Genomic DNA, 18,025 nt, shown 5'->3' with positions numbered 1-18,025 from the left:
TCCCGCACCGGGAGCAGACTCGGTGGCAGACGCTTCACCGACGATCGGCGGAAGGCTGCTGGCTATGAACGTCGCAGCCGCCAGCAATCCGACACAGTGGCGGGCGCTAGGCCACACCCTACTTTTCACAAACCCCACCCCAGCCTTACGCGATCTTTACGAGCAGTAAATATCCGTCGCAGACCAGGCTTGGTCAACTGTGACTTGTGTCATGCGTGTACCAGCCCACAGTGGGGGGACATCGCCGCCGCGATGCGGCAGTGGCCGGTCGACAATGACCACATCGCGCCTGTCACACCGTTAGGGAACCGCTCCTGGATACCTAGTGAAGACTGAGGACGCGCGGGGCCGGGCTGCGCCGGAGCTCATCAGCACTAGAGCCAGCCGACCAGGTCGGCCACCGCCTGCGGCGCGGCCGGCTTGGAGGCAGACCACCCGACTTCGATGCCGAGACCTACAAGCAGCGCAACAACGTCGAACCCTGCATCAACCGCCTCAAGCAATGGCGCGGTCTGGCCATGCGAACCGACAAACTTGCCCTCGCCTACCAGGCTGCACTCCACCTCGCCGCGATCCTCATCTGGACCCGCAGCCGACCAAGGAAGTGGAACGTAGCCCACCGCAACACGCCCCTGGGCCATATCGCAGCCCGCCCCTACCATCAGACCGTGGACTGGGGGACTCTCGCAGGCACTGCACTTGGCGCCATCCTGGGCGTCAGCACCACCCTTTTGGCTGAACGGTCGCGCTGGCAGCGGGAGAACACAGCCCGCGAACGCGCCGTTAAACAGCAGCTGTATGCCGAATACCTCGGGGCGCTCTCGCTCACCACGCACCGCCTCCGAGACCTGAAGCGCAGCACCGGCCTGACCAGGGAAGAGCGCATGGAGCAGGCAGGCGAGATCCTCGGATCCACCAACGCCTACCATCTCCGCTATCAGATGCTGATCATCGCTCCCGAGCATCTCGGCGACATGGCCGACCAGGCGTTCACGCGAGTCCGGGACTTACGGGACCGCTTCGACGAGCCCGACATAAGCGCAGATCCCGAATGGCCATCAACCCAGAGCGCCCTCGGCGAGGCACTCGGTACCCTTCGCTCGGCCATGCGCTCCGACCTCACCTTGGACTGAACTGGTGTGCTACGGCAGAAACGATCAACCGACCGCCTCGTCGGCCAAAGAGACACGGCCTAAGTCGCTGTCCCGCTCGGCAGCGCCTTTGCCGTAGCTACCTCCAGCGCCTCAGTTTCTGCGTGAGTTCCCTGTGTCATGGCCGGCGCCGTGTCGCAGCACTTCCGGGCGGCCGCTGGCCGAGAGCCACCACAGGTCGAGGCCACGACGACACACACCAGCGGTGACGCAGCGCCGTCGAGCGGACCGAGTGGCAGTGAGTCCTCGTATTCGATCTACGTCCGCCTCGGTGGCGTGATCATCACCTACGGGGACTTCCCACCGAAGCTGCTGCGCTGGCCAACGGCGCCATGGCCACGGACAAGGTACTCACCGTCCTGTACCAGCGGTAGCAGGACGAGCGGTTCACTGATCTCCGGTGGCCGACATTTGAGCCCATTCGGCGATTGAGGACGAGCCGCCCCCGGACAGACCCGGCCCTCCAACCCAGCCCGCACCAACGCAGCCCGCCCCCCACGCCCCCGCCGGAAGGCGCTACGCGTCTTTCAGCTCCTGGCGCTGCCGCCCAAGCCCCTCGACCTCCAGCTCCACCACATCACCCGCCCGCAGGAACGGCTTCGGCTCCGGCTGCCCCAGCGCGACGCCCGCCGGCGTACCCGTGTTGATGACGTCCCCGGGGTACAGCGTCATGAACTGGCTGACGTACCGCACCACCTCCGTCACCGGAAAGATCTGGTCGCCGGTCGTGCCGTTCTGCTTCAGCTCGCCGTTCACCCACAGCCTGAGCGAGAGCGCCTGCGGGTCCGGCACCTCGTCCGCCGTCACCAGCCACGGGCCCAGCGGGTTGAACGTCTCGCAGTTCTTGCCCTTGTCCCATGTGCCGCCGCGCTCGATCTGGAACTCGCGCTCCGAGACATCGTGCGAGACCGCGTACCCGGCGACGTACGACAGCGCGTCCTCGTCGTCCTCCAGATAGCGGGCCGTACGTCCGATCACGACCGCGAGCTCGACCTCCCAGTCGGTCTTCCGGCTGCGGCGCGGTACGAGCACGGTGTCGTACGGGCCGACGACCGTGTCGGCCGCCTTGAAGAAGACGACCGGCTCGGCCGGAGGCTCCGCGCCCGTCTCGGCGGCGTGGTCGTGGTAGTTCAGCCCGATGCACACGACCTTGCCGATACGGGCGAGCGGCGCACCCGTACGCAGGCCGTCGGCGTCCAGTACGGGCAGCTCACCGGCGTCGGCCGCGGCCCGTATCCGGGCGAGCGCCGAGGCGTCGGCGAGCAGCTCACCGTCGATGTCCGCGACAAGGCCGGACAGGTCGCGCAGCGTCGTCCCGTCCTCGTCGAGCAGAGCCGGGCGCTCGGCGCCCGCCGTACCGACTCGCAGCAGCTTCATGGTCAATCTCCCCTGGTCGTGTGTGAGCCCGGTCGATGGGTAGCGGCCATCGGGGGGATCGGAGGATTGGCCGATCCTCCAAGACATCGGACCACTCTGCAAGACCCCGTTCACAACCTGGACCGTTACGCGGCAGTAGCAAGCGCGCCCGCGACGGGCATGTCCCGGTAGAGAAAGGCCCGCTCGACCGCCGTCCAGGTCGTGGTGGTGACCACATAGAGCGCGGCGGCCAGCGGCACCCAGGCCACGGTCAGGAGCGTGGCGAAGGAGAGCAGCGGCATGACCTTCGTCATCGCGCCCATCGCGGCCATGCCCGGCATCTGCGGGTCGGACGAGAGCGGCGCGGCCGCCATCTGACGCTTCGTACGCCGGTAGTTGAAGGTGGCCACGGCGGCGACGATCGCGAAGAGCGCGACGTACACGAGTCCCGCGCCGCCGAAGACGCCGCCGTGCGCGAGCGCGTCCGACCAGCGGTCGCCGAGGGGCGCGGCGCCAAGCGTGTGGCTGAGCAGACCGTTCGGCTCGCCGCCGATCCGCGTGCTGGAGAACAGGTGGTACATCAGGAAGAACGCCGGCAGCTGCAGCAGGCTCGGCAGGCACCCGGAGAGCGGCGAGACCTTCTCCTTCGCGTGCAGTTCCATGACAGCCTTCTGCATCCGCTCCGGGTTCTTTCCGTGCTTCTTGCGCAGCTCGGCGATCTGCGGCGAGAGCCTGGCCTTGGCCTTCTGGCCGCGGGCGGCCGCCCGGGAGAGCGGATGGACGGCGAGCCGTACGAGCGCGGTGAAGACGATGATCGCGGCGGCCGTGGCGGACGCGTGGAAGAGCGGCTGGAGCAGGTCGGCGAGGTGTGCGACCAGGCTGGCGAAAACGGACATGGGTGAGCCCTCCGAGGGTCTCGTCGTGCCGGGATGAGGACATGCCCTGATGAGGACATGGCGGCATGACGACCCGCGAGGGGTGTTGTACGAGGTGGGGGTACCCCTACGCGGCCGTCAGGAGGGAACGGCCGGGCGCTCGGGGCCGGGTCCGGCCCTTCGCGTCGGGATCGCGCTGCGGCAGGAACGCGGTGCGTTGCTCGCGGTCGCGGATGGCGGTGCGGACCCGGGTGCGTGGCACGGCAGGCGCGCAGCGCGCGCTGATGACGGCGCAGACGACGAGCGCGGAACCGGCGGCAGCGGTGGCGGTCGCGGCGAGCGCCACCGCGGCGGAGAGGCTGCCACCGTCGATCAGCAGCACTTCGACGAGGAGGAGGATCAGCAGCGCGGCGGGCTGGAGCAGCCGCGTCGTACGACCGGTCATGCTCCTCCTCTCGCTCACGCACTCGTCACTGACGTACTCGTCACTGACGCACTTGTCGAATTCGAACCTCCAGCCGTTATACACGATCGGCATCGGGGAGCGGATCCTCCGCAAGTACGTCCTCGTCCGGCCGCGGATCACGATCGGGCGGACCGGCGTACGTCACCGCCGGCGCCACGACCAGGTTGGCGGCGAGCCCGACGATCCCCGCGTTCACGCCCCACACCGGATCGCGCCCGGTGAAGACCAGCACGCAGACGATCGCCACTCCGGCCGCGAGCCCGCTCACCGCTCCGGCCGAGCAGCCACACCAGCTGAGGGCGGCGTTTGAGCCGTCCGGGACCCTAGCGCGGCCGCATCGACGTCAACTTCGCCCACACGACGAGCCGGTACGTGGAGGAGTACTCCGGCGTGCAGGTGGTGAGAGTGAGGTAGTACCCGGGCGCGCTGTACCCGGCGCCGGTCTTCACGAGACTGCGCGGCACGGCCGCGATCACTCCGGTGTCCCGGCTCGAGGTCTGCGCCACCCCCTTGTCCACCACATACACATAGACCCCCTCCCGGGTCTCGACCTGTACCTCGTCACCGCCGCGCAGCCGGTTGATGTACCGGAAGGGCTCTCCGTGGGTGTTGCGGTGCCCGGCGACGGCGAAGTTCCCGGCCTGGCCGGGCTGGGCGGTCTGCGGATAGTGCCCGACGTACCCCTTGTCGAGTACGCCCCTCTTCGCGATGCCCTGGGCGACGGGCGCGACGACGCCGAGCCGTGGGATGCGGAGGACGGCGTAGGCCTGGTCCCAGCGGGGAGCGCGGGCGGCCGGCGCGTCGGGCGCTTCGGTCCCGGTGCCGCTCCCTGCCTCCCCGGCCGTGGGCGTCCCGACCGGAAGGGGCCGGCCCGGCACCTCGACGGACCGCGCCTCCCCTTCCCCTTCTCTCCCCCGTCCCCCTTCTCTCCCCCACTCCCGCTCCAGGGCCTGGACCTTGTGCTCGGCGCCCTGCCGGGCCTGCCGATTGGTCCACCACAGCTGATGTACGACGAGGAGGAGTACGACGACCCCGAGGGTGACGGTGACCTCGGCACTCGTCCACAGCCCACGGGCGAACCGGGCCCGACGCCGCGAGCCGCGCCCCTGCACCACGACCGGTATCCGTTCCCGCTCCCTCGCCCGCTGCCGCACGGCGGCACGATAGGTGCTGGTCCGCCAACTCACCAGAGCCACGACCTCCTACGATGGCGCCGTATGAGTCCCTTCTGGCTTCTGACCCTCGTGCCCTTCCTCGCAGGCCTGGCGATCTGCGCCGTGCAAGGCACGAACTACATCCTTGCGGAGCTCGTACGCAGCACCGGCCGCAGCGCGCTCGGCACGGTGACGGGCCACATAGCCACGCGCGAGGCTTCCTACTCCACGGCTCATCCCGTCGTGCGCTGGACGACGGACGACGGCACGGAGGTCGAGCAGCCGCTGATCGACAACAGCGGCAGCCCGCACCGGCTCCCCGAGGGCTCGCAGGTCCGCGTCCTCTACACCCCGCACAATCCGCAACACGCCCAGATCGACTCGCCGGCCGCCCGCTCGTCGGCGCTCCTCACGCTGGCCCTGGGCACGGCGCTCTGGCTCGGATCGCTCATGGCGGTACTCGTGAGAATCGGCTCATCCCTCTGAACCCCCGTACAGCAGTACGGTGTCCACCATGCGCCCCGACACGCCTGCCGATCACACCACCGAAGCCGAGCGCCTGCTGCGTACCGCGGCGCAGTACCCCGAGGACCATGAGCCACTGCTGCTCCAGGCCGCGGCCCACCTGGAACTGGCGGGCGACCGCGAACAGGCCTCCACCCTCTACGACCGCCTGCTCGCGGCCGACCCCGAGCACCCTCTGCTGATCAAGGCCCTGCAGGCGGCGAACCTCTGGGAGTACGGCCACGAGGCGGAGGCCCGCGCCCTGATCAGCGGCATCCGCACTTCGGCCCCGGCCGACCCGGCGCCCTGGGAGATCGTCGCGGAGACGCTGGAGTCCCACGACGAGCTCGAGGCGTCCCACGACTGCTTCACCGCGGCCCTCACCCTGCTCCTCCCCCCGGGAGAGGACGAGGTCCCCTACGCGACCCAGTCCCTCCTCACGGGCCGCCACCGTGTCCGCCGCCTCCTGGGCCTGCCGCACGACGAGCGGGACGCCCTGGCCGACACGATCCACACGGCCCACACGGCGGACATCTCCCTGGACGAACTCCACGACCCGAAACGCCTGTGGGCCCTGGGCTCGGAAAACCCGGCCGAACTCAAGGCGGAAATCGCCCGCCTGAGGTCCGAACTGGGCTCGTACCGCTCGGCGTTGTCGCGCCCGTTTCCGGTGGCCGTCCTCCACTGGCCCGAGGCCGAACTGAACGAACTGCTCGCGGCCTACCCCGAGTTGGAATCGGAGTACCCGACCCAGACGGCCCACCTGACGGACATCGAGGCCTCGCTGCGGGACCTGTCGTCGACGGGCACGGAGAACCTGGGCATCGTGACGGCGACGGTCCCGTCGTACGAGGCGTTCGCGGCCTCGGAACAGTCCTCGCCGGCGAACGCGGACCTGCTCCCGCAGTACGCAACGACACTGGCGGCGCGGGGCCGTGCGGTGGCATGGCCGCCGGCGAAGGGGGCGGCGTGCTGGTGCGGGTCGGGGGCGGCGTACCGGGATTGCCACGGGGGTACGGTCCAGGGGTGAGCGGCGACCGTCGGCTCAGGTCTCCAGAGTTCCAATCTGCCGTTGGGGCTTAACAGCCGCCCCGAAGCGAGGAGGATAGTTCAACCGTGCCTGATGCTCCCACCAGCAGCACAACTGGCTACTTGCATGCCTTCGATTCCCTGAAAGTCGACCGATCCAGCGGAACCCCAGCGCGCCATCAGCCAATCGTCCTCCTCTGGGCGATGGGGCGTGCATTTCAACGTAAGCAGCGACTCCTTTTCTGGCGTGATGCGCAGAAGTCTTTACGACCGCTCCTTGAAAGGCACGGCCACCCCGGCTCGACGGCTGAGCCCGCCTATCCCTTCGTCGCGCTGCACCGATCTCCGCTCTGGCGACTCGAAGACGTAAAATCAGAGGTTCCGCAAGCCCGCGGCTCGAGCGTCCGCCCATGGCTCGATCAGCACAACCCGCAAGGGGGTCTTGAGGAGAGTCTCTACAACCTGATCGGCTCAGACGAAACCTTTCGCCAAGAGGCAACCTACTCCCTCCTAAAGACATACTTCCCAGCGATCTCGTGGGAAGAGATACTGCTCGAAGTTGGTCTACAGGAAAAGGAGTTTGACGGCTACGGGCACCCCCCGCACATCCCGGTTGGCTCAGTCTTTGCTGGCCAGGTCGCCGCATTCGAGGCCAAGGTACATGGCCAGAGACAAGGGGGAATATCTGGCAAACAAAGCGAGGATGCAAAGTCCATAGTCCTGTCTGGCGGTTACGTCGATGACAGGGACTACGGCGACGAAATCATCTACACCGGCCAAGGCGGCCTAACAGACGGACGACATACGCACGACCAAACCCTCACCCGTGGCAACGCATCGCTGGTGAACAGCATCGCATCCGGTCGCCCCGTCCGGGTTCTACGAGGTGCTGGCAGCCACTCGGAGCACGCCCCGCCCTCCGGCATGAGATACGACGGGCTCTTCCGAGTTGAGGCACATTGGCAGGACAAGTGCGCCGAGGGATTCGTCATCTGGCGATTTCGACTGCGCAAGGTATGGCCTGAGCCCACGACGGATCCCACGAAGGTACCCACGACGACTCCCTTACCCGTCGACCCACCGCCCACTGGGGGGAACTCCAAGCCCGACCGTCGAAAGACTGAGGTGCAGCGGATAGTCCGAAGCACGGCGAGGGCGAACTGGGTGAAGCGTGCTCACGGGCACACATGTCAAATATGCGGATTGCGAATCGAGACGCCAACCGGCGCTTACTCCGAGGCTGCCCACATACGCCCATTGGGACAGCCTCACGAGGGGCCGGACGAACCAGACAACATCCTCTGCCTTTGCCCGAATCACCACGTGGAATTCGACTTCGGGATGTTGACCATTTGCAGCGACATGACGGTCGTAAGAAACGCTTCCGGGGAACGTACAAGCCTCCGCACTGTGCCCGAGCATGAGATCAGCGACGTTCACCTCGACTACCACCGAAAGCACATAGGCAAACTTCCCTTCCCATACCCACCGTCTGGCATCAGCTGTTAGACACTGCAAGTCCGTTCGCTGATCTCTTCCTCAAAATGGGACTGGGCACGGTCCAGAGCTTCGTCCGGATCGCAGCCATGGGCGCGAAACCAGTGAAGGATGTCAACAATCATGCCAATCGCGGCTTGCTGGGCCCGGCCTACACCGAGTTGACCGGCACCTGGCGCCGGCAGGTGACTGTCCCAACAGTAGAGCCCCAGCAGTGCCTCAGCCTTGGCGACTCTCGGACCCTCCATGTGGCCATTTGGGGATGGGAGCCCCGTTGCCAACTCGCACCACGTGACCTTGCTGTCGGCACGCAGAATCACGCCCCAGCGCTCCGCAGTCGCATCCACCAGCACCAAACCGCGCCCAGCCTCCGCCTCCCCCTTCGCCGCTACGAGCGTCGGAAGCGCTTGGGGATCAGGATCGTGGATCTCGATGCGGAGATGAGTTCCATTCATAGAGACAGCAAGGGTTGTTGGCGTCCCGGGACCGACGTGCGTGATGACGTTGGTCACCAGCTCCGTCACGCACAACTGTGCAGAGTCCACCAGGTCAGGCAGGCCCCAGACTCCCAGGTGCACTCGTACCACCCGACGCAATCCCCCCAACTCTTCAGGCGTTGCCATGAAGGGAAGATCCCAAGGCTTCCTGCGGACCCCAAATCGACATCCATCCATGCCAAGCGCCCCTTCCCGTAGCCTTCTTGATCGCACTGCGTAGAGCGGTGCATCTAGAGAGTGACAGCGAGACTCTCAAAATGGAACTCTCATTGTGGGTTTGAGGGTGTACGCCGATTAACGCGCGCCCCCAGCGTGCGCTGTCTTGTACGCCTCGCATGCAGCGTGCACGCTCAGGGAGATCGACACGAAGGGCCTCGACCATGGCAGTTGGACCGACCACCCGCAGACGCCAACTTGGCGCCGACCTACGCCGCCTGCGCGAGCGCAAGGGCCTCACGTTGGAGGAAGCCGGGGCGTTGGTTGGCGTCTCCAAGGCCACCTTGAGTCGCTACGAGACCAAGGAAGGCACCGTCAAGTGGCCCGCTGTCGATGCGCTCTGCCGCGAGTACGGGGCGTCGGACCAGGAGCGCGAGACGTTGGTCGAGTTGGCCAAGGGCGCCAAGATTCAGGGCTGGTGGCGCTCGCTCGCCGACCCGATCCCCGACTCGATGAACCTCATGCTGACCCTCGAGGACGAGGTCGTACGTGAGGACCACTACGCCTGCATGTACGTACCCGGCCTGCTTCAGACCCGTGCGTACGCGGAAGCGGTGCACCGCGCATCCGAGATGCGCTGCACAGATCAAGAGATCTCTCACATGGTCGACATCCGGATGAAGCGGCAGGAGCTCCTCGATCGTGAAGAACCCCCACATATCTGGGCCGTGATCGACGAGGCAGTTATCCGGCGTATGGTCGGCGGTCGCAAGGTCATGCGCGACCAGTTGAGTCTCTTGCTCGCGCGTGCCGAGGAGCCTCAAGTGACCGTTCAGATACTGCCGTTTGCCGCCGGAGCCCATGCTGCCGCAGTCGGGAGCTTCGTCCTCCTGGGTGGGCCTACGCCCGAACTCGACGTCGTATACGTGGACATCATCGGCGGCGGGCTGTTCATGGAGAAGCCGCAAGAACTTGAGCGCTATAAGTTGGCGTTCGAGTACCTGCGCGCGCAGGCGCTGGACATCGGGGCGTCAGCTGCGCTCCTGGATCGGGTCTGCAAGGAGCTGTGATGGGTCACGAAGACATCCGCTGGATCAAGTCGTCGTACAGCGGAGGAAGCGGTACCGAGTGCGTTGAGGTCGCCGTGTCCGCTGTGGACATATCCGTGCGGGACTCCAAAGTCCCGCACGGGGCGCGACTCGACCTTCTACCGGGTGCCTGGGGGGAATTCGTGGACGCCCTGCGCGAGGGACGCCTCAGCTAGGCGGGCCCAGGCTCACCGCCGGTCTGGCCCTCGTCCTGCCCGTCGATGGTTCGCCGGGTCCGGACAGGCGAAACTCCGTGCGGACGCGTCTGCTGGCGGATAGCGTCATGTTCACGGTGAAGGAGGCGTGATCATGGCAGAACGTGCGGTTCCGCCTCGCGTGGTGGCCGCAGAGCGTGTCGCCTCCGAGGCCGGATTCAAGAAGAGTTGCATCCCTGAAGTGGGCAGGCTGCTCAGGCTGGCCGCTGCTGCGAAGCCCCACGGAATCATTGCGGAGAGCGGCACCGGCTCGGGAGTGGGCACCGCCTGGCTGCACAGCGGCCTTGGTGCCGGTGCACGCCTGGTTACCGTAGAGCGTGACGAGGAGCTGGCCCGTCGAGCGGCCAGTATCTTCGCGGACGACAAGCGCGTCAGCGTTCTCACTGGGGACTGGCGGCTGCTTGAGCAGCATGCCCCCTTCGACGTCTTTTTCTGCGACGGCGGGGGCAAGCGTGACGACCCCCAGGGGGTGGTCGAGCAGCTCGCTCCCGGTGGCCTTCTCATCCTGGACGACTTCACCCCCTCGCCCCACTGGCCGCCTCGCTTCGAAGGCGAAGTGGACGAGCTCCGCCTGTTCTACCTCACTCATCCAGCCCTGGACGCCACTGAAATACTCACAACACCAGCCAGTTCAGCGGTTGTTGCGGCACGCCGCCTCTAGCCAAGAAGGCTTGCAGGGTTCTTGATCACGCCGCGAGGGCCGGTCTGCCGCCCCAGCGGATGCCCTTCTCTCTGCGGATGCGGACACGCTCACGCTGTTGGGCCGCGAGGACGTCGGGGTGGCGGGCGCACTCGTGCGTCCGGGTCGATTCAGAGCGTCGACGGCCTTCACGATCAGCGCCGGCCGCGGTCAGGGGCGCACCGGCGGACAGTCAGTGGCGAGTGCGCACCGCGGTTGGCCAGGCAGCTGGTCTGCGTGCCGTCGGCTTTGTCCATGGTGGTGCGGTTGTCGGCTCACTCCAGGACGGCGAGGTGGTCGGCGGCGCCTCCGCGCCACTCGATCAGGAAGAGGGTCGCGTCGTCGCTGGTGCTCCCGCCCCGTTGCTGCTTCAGCGTGTGGGAGATCGAGCGCACCACCGCCCGCACTCCCTTCTCTTCGGGCTCGATGCGGTTGACCCAGCTGATGAGTTGTTCCTCGCCGAACGGCTCTTCGCCGGCTTGGTGCTCCTCGATCAGGCCGTCGGTGAAGCACAGCACCCGGTCGCCGCGTTCCAGCATCTGTTCGCTGATCCGGGGCTCTTCACCGCCGAAGCCGACCGGCAGCGTGGTCGGGCCCTGAAGTTGCCCGACGACCTGGTGGTTGCGGATCAGCAGCGGTGCAGGGTGGCCCGCGTTGACCCACTGCAGGTGGCCCGTTGTGATGTTCAGGCGCATCATCTGCGCGGTGACGAAGTGGTCGGGCCCGAACTGCCCGGCGATGGCCCGGTCCATGAACGTGTAGATCTCGGACAGACCGATGTCGGCACGTCTGGCGTGCCGGTAGGCGCCGACGGCGACGGTCGCCATCGTGGCGGCGTCCAGACCGTGGCCCATCGCATCGACCATGGCCACGTGCAGGATGTCGTCGTTGAGGGCGTAGTCGAAGCTGTCGCCGCCGACGTTGTAGGCGGGCTCCAGGATTCCGGCCACCGCGACCTGCGGGACGGACATCGCCAGCGGCGGCAGCAGGGACCACTGGATCTCCGCAGCCACGCTCATCGGTTCGCGGCGCCGGGCCAGGAAGAACTGGTCGGTGTAGCTGTGCTTGGTGACCAGCATGTCGGCGACCAGGCCGGCGAGCCGGCGCAGCAGGCGCCGGTCGTCGTCATCGACGGTGTCCAGGGTGAGGGCCATTACTCCCACCTGGTCGCTGCCGTCCAGCAGCGGTAGGTACATCCGGACCCCGCCGGCCTGCGCCACCTCGACAGTCGTCGCGTACAGGAAGGCCGCGCCGGCGGGAGAGTCATCGATCGGCTCAGGCTCGCCGACCACTAGCCGCCGACCCGGCAACGGCACCAGCAGCAGCTGCGCATAGTCCTGCAGCAGGATCGAGAGTTCGCGGCCGCCGACCCTGGACACCTCTTCCGCGATCAGCGGGGCGATCAGCTGCGGCGGCATCTCGTGTGCCCGGTCCAGCAGCACCCCCAGCAGCCGCTCACCGAACCCTTCCGACCGGTCCAACATGCCCTTGTCGGGCCGCCGCTCACCTTCTGCCATAGCCGCACCCCTGCACCGGCGTCTTCAAAGTCTCGGCCACCGTGTCCTGCTCACCTCGTGCCGCGGAGCCGGCGCCCGCCCCGACACGCTCGGGTCCATCCGGCGGTCCCGGCGGATCCGCTCGACCCGCTCACGTGATCCGTACACACGGCTCCTGACACGACCGTGATCAACCCGCACAGAGTGACGTGGCTCATCAGCCCGGAGAGCCCATTACGCCAAACGCGGCATGTCACACACGGTCAGGACAGGTGGCTCTCCATCGCGTTGTGCACCAAATCTCCCGGACCGGCGCCGCACTTCGGGGGGCCGCCCGACAGCCGGCCGGCACCAAGGCCGGGGACACGTATCGCCGGTTCCTCGTCGGCGGTGCGGATCGGGGGCCGCCATGAAGTCGACTGTGTCGCCCGTCACATCGGTTCCATGTCACGAATGCGGGGTCAGCTTGCATCTGGTGGTCGTCAGCAAGAGGAGAGAGGCGGAACGATGAGCGCACAGAACGGAACCGGCCCGGCGACGACCCACCGCATTCTGGTCCTGGGGGCGGGGTACGCGGGTATGTCCGCGGCGATCCAGCTCGCGGCTCGGGTCAGGCGGCATCAGGATGTGCAGGTGACCTTGGTGAATCCGCAGGAGCGGTTCACCGAACGGCTGCGGCTGCATATGACGGCGACCAGGCAGCAGCTCGCCGAGATGAGCATCCCGGAGCTGCTGGAGGGTACGGGTGCGCAGTTCGTGCGCGGCTGGGTCACGGCGGTGGATGCGAATGCGAGGACCGTGCGGATCGACGACGACCGGATACTGCGCTACGACACGCTGGTGTACGGGTTGGGCAGCGTGGCCGACACGGCGGCCGTGCCGGGCGTCGAGGATCACGCCTACACCCTGAACAGCGCCCAGGACGCCGAGTTGCTGGCCGACCGGTTGGCGCGGTTGGGCAGTGGCACGGTGGTGGTCGGGGGCAGCGGGTTGACCGGCATCGAGGCGGCCGCGGAGATCGCCGAGCGGCACCCGGAGCTCAAGGTCGTCCTGGTGGGCCGGCAGGAACCCGGTGCGACCATGAACCCGAAGGCCAAGGCGTATCTGCAATCCGCGCTCCGGCGCCTGGGTGTCCAGGTGCGCAGCGGGAGCGAGGTGGTGAAGGTGCTGCCCGCTTCGGTCGAGCTGGCAGGCGGGGAGAACATCGCCGCCGATGCCGTCCTGTGGACAAGTGGTACGCGGGTCTCGCCGCTGGCGGCCGCCGCCGGCCTGAGCGTCGACGGCCGCGGTCGCATCGTCACCGAGGATTCACTTCGGTCGGTGTCCCACCCCGACGTGTACGCCGTGGGCGATGCGGCCGCGATCCGTCAGGGCTACGGCATCATGCACGGAACCTGCCAGGGAGGCATGCCGACCGGTGTGCATGCCGCTGTGTCGATCGCCCGCACGCTGAAGGGCAAGCAGCCCAAGCCGTTCCGCTTCGGCTATTACCACACCCCGGTGAGCCTGGGGCGGCATGACGCGGTCGTCCAGTTCACCCACCCCGACGACACCCCCAGGCGGGTGCACCTGACCGGCCGCAAGGCGGCCTGGTACAAGGAGACGGTGACTGCCTCACCCTGGCCGACCTTCGGCCGTATGAAGAAGATGCCCTCCTCGGGAGCGTTCTGGCCCCGCGGCGGCCGCTTCACCCGGGTCCGGGACGCGCGATGACGCATCCGTACCCGGACCCCGGCCAGCAGGTGTTCAACGACCATCGCAATCTGCTGTTCTCGGTGGCGTACCGCATCCTCGGCACCGCGGTCGATGCCGAGGACGCAGTACAGGACGCCTGGATCAAATGGTCGGCCGCCGACCGCTCGCAGGTGGCCGAACCCAAGGCGTATCTGACGCGGATCGTGTCGAATCTGGCGATGGAACGGCTGCGCTCCACCCGGCACAAGCGGGAGACCTACGTCGGGCCGTGGCTTCCGGAGCCGATTCTCACCATCGCCGACACGGCCGACGCCGTCACGAACGCCGAGTCGGTGTCGATGGCGATGCTGGTGGTGCTGGAGTCGCTGAGCCCGCTCGAGCGCGCGGTGTTCGTACTGAAGGAGGTCTTCGGATTCAGCCACGCCGAGATCGCGGAGGCGGTGGAGCGTTCCGAGCCCGCGGTGCGGCAGGCCGTGCACCGTGCTCGCTAGCACGTGCAGGCCCGGCGGCCACGCTTCACCGTGGACCGGTCGCGGCAGAGCGAGGTCACCGAGCGGTTCCTCGACGCCGCAACCGGTGGTGACATCAACACCCTCATGGAACTGCTGTCCCCGGACGTCACCCTGTGGACCGACGGCGGCGGCAAGGTCCGGCAGGCCCTGCGCCCGGTTGTGGGCGCACAGACGGTGGCTGCCTGGTTCGCAGCCATCGGCACCGTCACCTACCAGGGTGTCGACCCCGCCGACATGAAGGCCGAGTTGGTCGAGATCAATGGCGGTCCAGGCATGGTGTTCAGCGGTTCGGGCCGCGTGATCGCCACTGTCACCTTCGATTTCGACGCCGATGGGCGCATCACCACGATCCACAACGTCGCCAACCCCGACAAACTCCGGGTCATTGCGGGTGGCAGACCTCGCGACCTCGGCACGCAGGGTAGGGGTGCAGGGCTTCCTTGATCAGTTCGTTGACGATGACCGGGCCGTAGAAGTCGCTGGTGTCGATGTGGGTGAGGCCGAGCTCGACCGCCTCGCGCAGTACGGCGATCGCCTGATCTCGGTCCTTGGGCGGACCGAAGGCGCCGGGTCCGGCCAGCCGCATGGCGCCGTATCCCATGCGAGTGATGGTCAGGTCGTCGGCGAGAGTCAGCGTCTGGAGCCTCGCGTGGGTCGTCATGAAGGGCCTCCCGGGGGTGTGCCAGCCATATCCAACTGGATGGAAACTGCCGGGAGCCGGTGACGGCGCCGACGACGGCGTCAGCGGTGTTGCGCAGTCCAGGGGCGGGCCGAGGTGATGGCGGGGGAAGCGCCGGCAAAGTCCATCTTTCAGCTGCTCTCCCAGGGGGGCTCAGCGTGCGGTGGCCGCCCGGCCGAGATTTGCTTGGTGGGTCGACACCTCCGTCGCCAGCGAAAGGACACCGTTCCATGGCTGACAGACCCGCAATCGTTCTGGTACACGGCGGTTTCGTGGACGGGTCCGGCTGGCGGCCGGTCTACGACCTGCTCACCCGCGACGGCTACCGCGTCTGCGTGGTGCAGAACCCGACCCTGTCGCTGCAGGGCGACACCGCCGCAGCGCGGCTGATCATCGACGCGCAGGACAGCCCGGTCGTACTGGTCGGTCATTCCTACGGCGGCGCAGTCATCACCGAAGCGGGCACCAGCCCGAACGTGGTGGCCCTGGTCTACATCGCGGCGTTCGTGCCGGACACGGGCGAGTCGGTCAACACGCTCATCTCCGGATTCCCCACCGACCTGCCCGGACCGCCGATCTTGCCGCCCAGGGACGGCTTCCTCTTCCTCGACCGGGACAAATTCCCGGCATCGTTCGCCGGTGACCTGCCCGCCGATCTGGCCGCGTTCATGGCCGACTCGCAGGTCCCCTGGGGGGTGGACGCCCTCGGCCAGCAGGTCACGGAGGCCGCTTGGCGGACCAAGCCGAGCTGGTACATGTTCACCACCGAGGACAAGATGATCCCCCCGCCTGCCCAGCGCACCATGGCCGGCCGAGCCGGCTCGACCACCGTCGAGGCCGTGGGCAGCCATTCCGTCTTCGTGTCACAACCGGCTGCAGTGGCCGACCTCATCAAACGGGCCGCGGTGGCCGTGGCGCCTTAGCCACCGCTACTGGAGCGAGGGACCGACAGTGGCAAGAATTCACGTGATCGTCCTCCCGGGCGGTGGGTACGCCGAGCATGTGCCACACGAGGCCGAGCCGATCGTCGACTGGCTCAGCGGGCTCGGGGTGCAGGCGAGCGTCTTCCGCTATCCGCTCAACGCAAGACACCCGGTGCCGCTCGATGCCCTCCGTGCCGAGATCCGGCGCCTCCGCGCGAGTGGAGCGGAGCACATCGGCCTGATGGGATTCTCCGCGGGCGGTCACCTTGCCGGCCTTGCTGCCCTGGCAACCGGTGCCGAGGCGCAACCCGTGCAGTTCGTGGTCCTCGGATATGCGATCACGTCGATGGAGACCGAGACCTACCGCCCCGCCAGGCTGGTCCTGCTGGGGGAGGAAGCCGGCCCGGCGCTGCGACGCTCCACATCTTTGGATGCGCTGGTGACGCCTGAGTCACCGCCGTTCTTCGTGTGGCACACCGCGGAGGATATCTACGTCCCTCCCGAGCACACCTACCGATTCGCTGCCGCGCTTGCGGTCCACAACGTCCCGCATGCCGTTCACGTGTTCGCGCACGGGCCGCACAGTCTCGGCCTGGCGGAAGGCGCGGGGGACGTCGAGACCTGGACAACCTTGGCCGCGTCCTGGATTCGCGAACGCGCCTCAGCCTGACGCGGCCTGCGGCCTCTTGCGTCAATCCGGCTCTGGCTGCGTTCGTGAACCACCTGCCGGAGATGCGCCGCGCGTTGGCTGAGGACGGAGCCGGTCAGCGCAGGCTCCGCCCGGCGGCGTTCGCCTGCCACTCGCGGCCGATGGAGCGGATCAGCGCCGGGTACACCCCGATGTACCGGAAGGGCTTGATGGCGGCCATGTAGAGGATGCCGAACAGCCCGTTCGGCTTCACCAGGACGGCCATCTGGCCGCGGTAGCCGCCGGACCCGTCCGGGACCCAGCCGATGTGCATCACCGCGTGCACGGTCTTGTTGCCCATCTCGGCGGCCCACTCGTCGTCCCTCTGATAGAGGGAGGTGAACGAGGACGAGCCGAGGTCGGGACCCTGGGCGCCCTCGCGAAGGTCCGCCGGCAACCGGTCGCGCAGGGAAGGCAGCCGGGTGCTGATGCCGGTACCGGGCTTGTCCCAGCCGAGCAGTGCTCCGAGCTTCCAGCGGACGGCGAAGAGCACGCGGGAGACGGGACCTTCTCCCTTCACCCCGCTCCTGAGTCCTTCGGCGAACTGGCGCACCAGCCACACAAGGTCGTCGGGTCCGCCGGGGGTGGGCAGTGCCCACACGTCCTCGACCGTGAAGTCGTCGGCGATCTCGTGGATCCGCCAGGGGCGGTCGGTGTGGGCGGTCCGGGGAAGTCGCATGAGCAGGCCCCTGTCTATACGGTGGCGTATATATCGAGCGTAGACCCATCTATACGCCCCCGTATACTCGGCATGGACGTGAGGAGGCACACACCATGGGCGCGACCCGCACGCCACGCGGCAAGTGGATCGAGGAAGGCTTGCGGGCACTGGTCGCGGGCGGCCCCGAAGCCGTCCGGATCGAGGCACTGGCGCAGGCACTCGGCGTCAGCAAGGGTGGCTTCTACGGGTACTTCCGCAACCGGGGCGCGCTGCTCACCGAAATGCTCGACACCTGGGAGTACGAGGTCGCCGAGAGCGTGATCGAGCAGGTTGAGAGCGGCGGGGGAGACGCCAGGGCCAGACTGGAGCGGCTGTTCGCCATCGTCGCCGCCACCACCGACGGGCCGGTGCGGGGCACCACCGCCGATATGGCGATCCGCGACTGGGCCCGCCGCGACGCGGCCGTCGCCGAGCGCCTGCGCCGCGTCGACAACCGCCGTATGGACTACCTGCGTTCCCTGTTCTCCTCCTTCTGCCCCGACGAGGACGAGGTCGAGGTCCGCTGCCTGCTCGCCGTCTCGGTGCGCATCGGCAACCACTTCAACGCCGCCGACAACGGCAAGCGCAGCCGCGCGGAAGTGATGGAGCTGATCAGGCAGCGGCTGCTGGAGTAGCCGCCCCCGCCATCGTCACCCGCACGGGGC

At 67.6% G+C, this 18,025-nt stretch carries 17 protein-coding genes and 5 pseudogenes; 12 read left to right on the top strand and 10 right to left on the bottom strand.

Translation table 11 applies throughout. The features are described 5' to 3' along the window. Positions 1-377 precede the first annotated feature (377 nt). Positions 378-596: pseudogene (locus tag ACFWDI_RS23525) on the top strand (IS5/IS1182 family transposase); the annotation flags it as partial. A gap of 1,071 nt (positions 597-1,667) precedes the next feature. Here the strand turns inward: ACFWDI_RS23525 and ACFWDI_RS23520 are convergent. The 5 genes and pseudogenes from ACFWDI_RS23520 to ACFWDI_RS23500 all read right to left on the bottom strand — a co-directional run bounded on the left by ACFWDI_RS23520 (position 1,668) and on the right by ACFWDI_RS23500 (position 5,002). Further along, positions 1,668-2,528: a fumarylacetoacetate hydrolase family protein gene (locus ACFWDI_RS23520; RefSeq protein WP_385306560.1), complete on the bottom strand. Its 861-nt coding sequence runs from the start codon at positions 2,526-2,528 to the stop codon at positions 1,668-1,670. A gap of 125 nt (positions 2,529-2,653) precedes the next feature. Next, positions 2,654-3,403, bottom strand: coding sequence for a YidC/Oxa1 family membrane protein insertase (locus ACFWDI_RS23515; RefSeq protein ID WP_385306558.1), 750 nt, complete (start codon positions 3,401-3,403; stop codon positions 2,654-2,656). Positions 3,404-3,509: 106 nt separating this feature from the next. Continuing rightward, the gene (locus ACFWDI_RS23510) at positions 3,510-3,827 is read right to left on the bottom strand and encodes a DUF6412 domain-containing protein (protein WP_385306693.1); all 318 of its coding nucleotides are present in this window, start codon (positions 3,825-3,827) and stop codon (positions 3,510-3,512) included. A 76-nt stretch (positions 3,828-3,903) separates the two neighbouring features. Further along, positions 3,904-4,122 (bottom strand): annotated as a pseudogene (locus ACFWDI_RS23505) (sodium:solute symporter family protein); the annotation flags it as partial. Positions 4,123-4,171: 49 nt separating this feature from the next. Next, positions 4,172-5,002, bottom strand: a complete 831-nt coding sequence (locus ACFWDI_RS23500; RefSeq protein WP_385306557.1) for a class E sortase — start codon at positions 5,000-5,002, stop codon at positions 4,172-4,174. Between the two features lie 63 nt (positions 5,003-5,065). On the opposite strand from ACFWDI_RS23500, the gene ACFWDI_RS23495 reads away from it, so the two are divergent. From ACFWDI_RS23495 to ACFWDI_RS23485, 3 genes are all read left to right on the top strand, one after another. Then, complete coding sequence (locus ACFWDI_RS23495) at positions 5,066-5,488, top strand: DUF3592 domain-containing protein (protein ID WP_385306555.1); 423 nt, start codon at positions 5,066-5,068, stop codon at positions 5,486-5,488. Between the two features lie 28 nt (positions 5,489-5,516). Then, complete coding sequence (locus ACFWDI_RS23490; RefSeq protein WP_385306553.1) at positions 5,517-6,536, top strand: SEC-C metal-binding domain-containing protein; 1,020 nt, start codon at positions 5,517-5,519, stop codon at positions 6,534-6,536. 203 nt (positions 6,537-6,739) lie between these two features. Further along, complete coding sequence (locus ACFWDI_RS23485) at positions 6,740-8,044, top strand: YDG/SRA domain-containing protein (protein WP_385306691.1); 1,305 nt, start codon at positions 6,740-6,742, stop codon at positions 8,042-8,044. Here the strand turns inward: ACFWDI_RS23485 and ACFWDI_RS23480 are convergent. Then, on the bottom strand, positions 8,041-8,655 hold the full coding sequence (locus ACFWDI_RS23480) for an ATP-binding protein (protein WP_385306551.1): 615 nt from the start codon (positions 8,653-8,655) through the stop codon (positions 8,041-8,043). The two genes, ACFWDI_RS23485 and ACFWDI_RS23480, sit on opposite strands and share 4 nt — an antisense overlap. A gap of 254 nt (positions 8,656-8,909) precedes the next feature. Here ACFWDI_RS23480 and ACFWDI_RS23475 point away from each other — a divergent pair, with 254 nt between their 5' ends. From ACFWDI_RS23475 to ACFWDI_RS23465, 3 genes are all read left to right on the top strand, one after another. After that, entirely contained in the window at positions 8,910-9,755 is an 846-nt protein-coding gene (locus ACFWDI_RS23475; RefSeq protein ID WP_385306549.1) for a helix-turn-helix domain-containing protein, read from the top strand. After that, the gene (locus tag ACFWDI_RS23470) at positions 9,755-9,949 is read left to right on the top strand and encodes a DUF397 domain-containing protein (RefSeq protein WP_385306547.1); all 195 of its coding nucleotides are present in this window, start codon (positions 9,755-9,757) and stop codon (positions 9,947-9,949) included. Before ACFWDI_RS23475 ends, ACFWDI_RS23470 begins: the two co-directional genes overlap by 1 nt. A 127-nt stretch (positions 9,950-10,076) precedes the next feature. Next, the gene (locus ACFWDI_RS23465; RefSeq protein ID WP_385306545.1) at positions 10,077-10,649 is read left to right on the top strand and encodes an O-methyltransferase; all 573 of its coding nucleotides are present in this window, start codon (positions 10,077-10,079) and stop codon (positions 10,647-10,649) included. A 25-nt stretch (positions 10,650-10,674) separates the two neighbouring features. On the opposite strand, the pseudogene ACFWDI_RS23460 reads toward ACFWDI_RS23465, so the two are convergent. After that, positions 10,675-10,776, bottom strand: a pseudogene (locus ACFWDI_RS23460) (integrase); the annotation flags it as partial. Between the two features lie 166 nt (positions 10,777-10,942). Continuing rightward, on the bottom strand, positions 10,943-12,184 hold the full coding sequence (locus ACFWDI_RS23455; RefSeq protein WP_385306543.1) for a PP2C family protein-serine/threonine phosphatase: 1,242 nt from the start codon (positions 12,182-12,184) through the stop codon (positions 10,943-10,945). Positions 12,185-12,670: 486 nt separating this feature from the next. Between ACFWDI_RS23455 and ACFWDI_RS23450 the strand changes: the two genes are divergently transcribed. Both ACFWDI_RS23450 and ACFWDI_RS23445 read left to right on the top strand, forming a co-directional pair. Beyond that, positions 12,671-13,876 (top strand): NAD(P)/FAD-dependent oxidoreductase, encoded by a 1,206-nt coding sequence (locus tag ACFWDI_RS23450; RefSeq protein ID WP_385306541.1) that lies wholly within the window; start codon positions 12,671-12,673, stop codon positions 13,874-13,876. Next, positions 13,873-14,814 (top strand): annotated as a pseudogene (locus tag ACFWDI_RS23445) (RNA polymerase sigma-70 factor). The gene ACFWDI_RS23450 and the pseudogene ACFWDI_RS23445 overlap by 4 nt, the downstream one beginning before the upstream one ends. On the opposite strand, the pseudogene ACFWDI_RS23440 reads toward ACFWDI_RS23445, so the two are convergent. Beyond that, positions 14,789-15,031: pseudogene (locus tag ACFWDI_RS23440) on the bottom strand (aldo/keto reductase); the annotation flags it as partial. The pseudogenes ACFWDI_RS23445 and ACFWDI_RS23440 sit on opposite strands and share 26 nt — an antisense overlap. A gap of 248 nt (positions 15,032-15,279) precedes the next feature. Here ACFWDI_RS23440 and ACFWDI_RS23435 point away from each other — a divergent pair. Beyond that, positions 15,280-15,972, top strand: coding sequence for an alpha/beta fold hydrolase (locus ACFWDI_RS23435; protein WP_385306539.1), 693 nt, complete (start codon positions 15,280-15,282; stop codon positions 15,970-15,972). 28 nt (positions 15,973-16,000) lie between these two features. Continuing rightward, positions 16,001-16,642, top strand: a complete 642-nt coding sequence (locus ACFWDI_RS23430) for an alpha/beta hydrolase (RefSeq protein ID WP_385306537.1) — start codon at positions 16,001-16,003, stop codon at positions 16,640-16,642. Positions 16,643-16,736: 94 nt separating this feature from the next. On the opposite strand, the gene ACFWDI_RS23425 is transcribed toward ACFWDI_RS23430, so the two are convergent. Beyond that, the gene (locus tag ACFWDI_RS23425; protein WP_385306536.1) at positions 16,737-17,339 is read right to left on the bottom strand and encodes a DUF2867 domain-containing protein; all 603 of its coding nucleotides are present in this window, start codon (positions 17,337-17,339) and stop codon (positions 16,737-16,739) included. A gap of 95 nt (positions 17,340-17,434) precedes the next feature. Here ACFWDI_RS23425 and ACFWDI_RS23420 point away from each other — a divergent pair, with 95 nt between their 5' ends. Next, positions 17,435-17,995 (top strand): TetR/AcrR family transcriptional regulator, encoded by a 561-nt coding sequence (locus ACFWDI_RS23420; protein ID WP_385306534.1) that lies wholly within the window; start codon positions 17,435-17,437, stop codon positions 17,993-17,995. Positions 17,996-18,025: the final 30 nt, after the last annotated feature.

The sequence above is a fragment of the Streptomyces sp. NPDC060064 genome, assembly GCF_042736455.1.
Taxonomy (GTDB): domain Bacteria; phylum Actinomycetota; class Actinomycetes; order Streptomycetales; family Streptomycetaceae; genus Streptomyces.
Note: the sequence above shows the minus strand (reverse complement) of the source record. Positions and strands in the feature narration are given on the sequence as shown.

What these genes read in the sequence shown, in the direction of transcription:
- ACFWDI_RS23450 (WP_385306541.1), top strand. Translation starts at nt 12,671, where the DNA reads ATGAGCGCACAGAACGGAACCGGCCCGGCGACGACCCACCGCATTCTG.
- ACFWDI_RS23470 (WP_385306547.1), top strand. Translation starts at nt 9,755, where the DNA reads ATGGGTCACGAAGACATCCGCTGGATCAAGTCGTCGTACAGCGGAGGA.
- ACFWDI_RS23480 (WP_385306551.1), bottom strand. Translation starts at nt 8,655, where the DNA reads ATGGCAACGCCTGAAGAGTTGGGGGGATTGCGTCGGGTGGTACGAGTG.
- ACFWDI_RS23490 (WP_385306553.1), top strand. Translation starts at nt 5,517, where the DNA reads ATGCGCCCCGACACGCCTGCCGATCACACCACCGAAGCCGAGCGCCTG.
- ACFWDI_RS23495 (WP_385306555.1), top strand. Translation starts at nt 5,066, where the DNA reads ATGAGTCCCTTCTGGCTTCTGACCCTCGTGCCCTTCCTCGCAGGCCTG.
- ACFWDI_RS23520 (WP_385306560.1), bottom strand. Translation starts at nt 2,528, where the DNA reads ATGAAGCTGCTGCGAGTCGGTACGGCGGGCGCCGAGCGCCCGGCTCTG.
- ACFWDI_RS23475 (WP_385306549.1), top strand. Translation starts at nt 8,910, where the DNA reads ATGGCAGTTGGACCGACCACCCGCAGACGCCAACTTGGCGCCGACCTA.
- ACFWDI_RS23510 (WP_385306693.1), bottom strand. Translation starts at nt 3,827, where the DNA reads ATGACCGGTCGTACGACGCGGCTGCTCCAGCCCGCCGCGCTGCTGATC.
- ACFWDI_RS23420 (WP_385306534.1), top strand. Translation starts at nt 17,435, where the DNA reads ATGGGCGCGACCCGCACGCCACGCGGCAAGTGGATCGAGGAAGGCTTG.
- ACFWDI_RS23435 (WP_385306539.1), top strand. Translation starts at nt 15,280, where the DNA reads ATGGCTGACAGACCCGCAATCGTTCTGGTACACGGCGGTTTCGTGGAC.
- ACFWDI_RS23425 (WP_385306536.1), bottom strand. Translation starts at nt 17,339, where the DNA reads ATGCGACTTCCCCGGACCGCCCACACCGACCGCCCCTGGCGGATCCAC.
- ACFWDI_RS23485 (WP_385306691.1), top strand. Translation starts at nt 6,740, where the DNA reads ATGGGGCGTGCATTTCAACGTAAGCAGCGACTCCTTTTCTGGCGTGAT.
- ACFWDI_RS23455 (WP_385306543.1), bottom strand. Translation starts at nt 12,184, where the DNA reads ATGGCAGAAGGTGAGCGGCGGCCCGACAAGGGCATGTTGGACCGGTCG.
- ACFWDI_RS23515 (WP_385306558.1), bottom strand. Translation starts at nt 3,403, where the DNA reads ATGTCCGTTTTCGCCAGCCTGGTCGCACACCTCGCCGACCTGCTCCAG.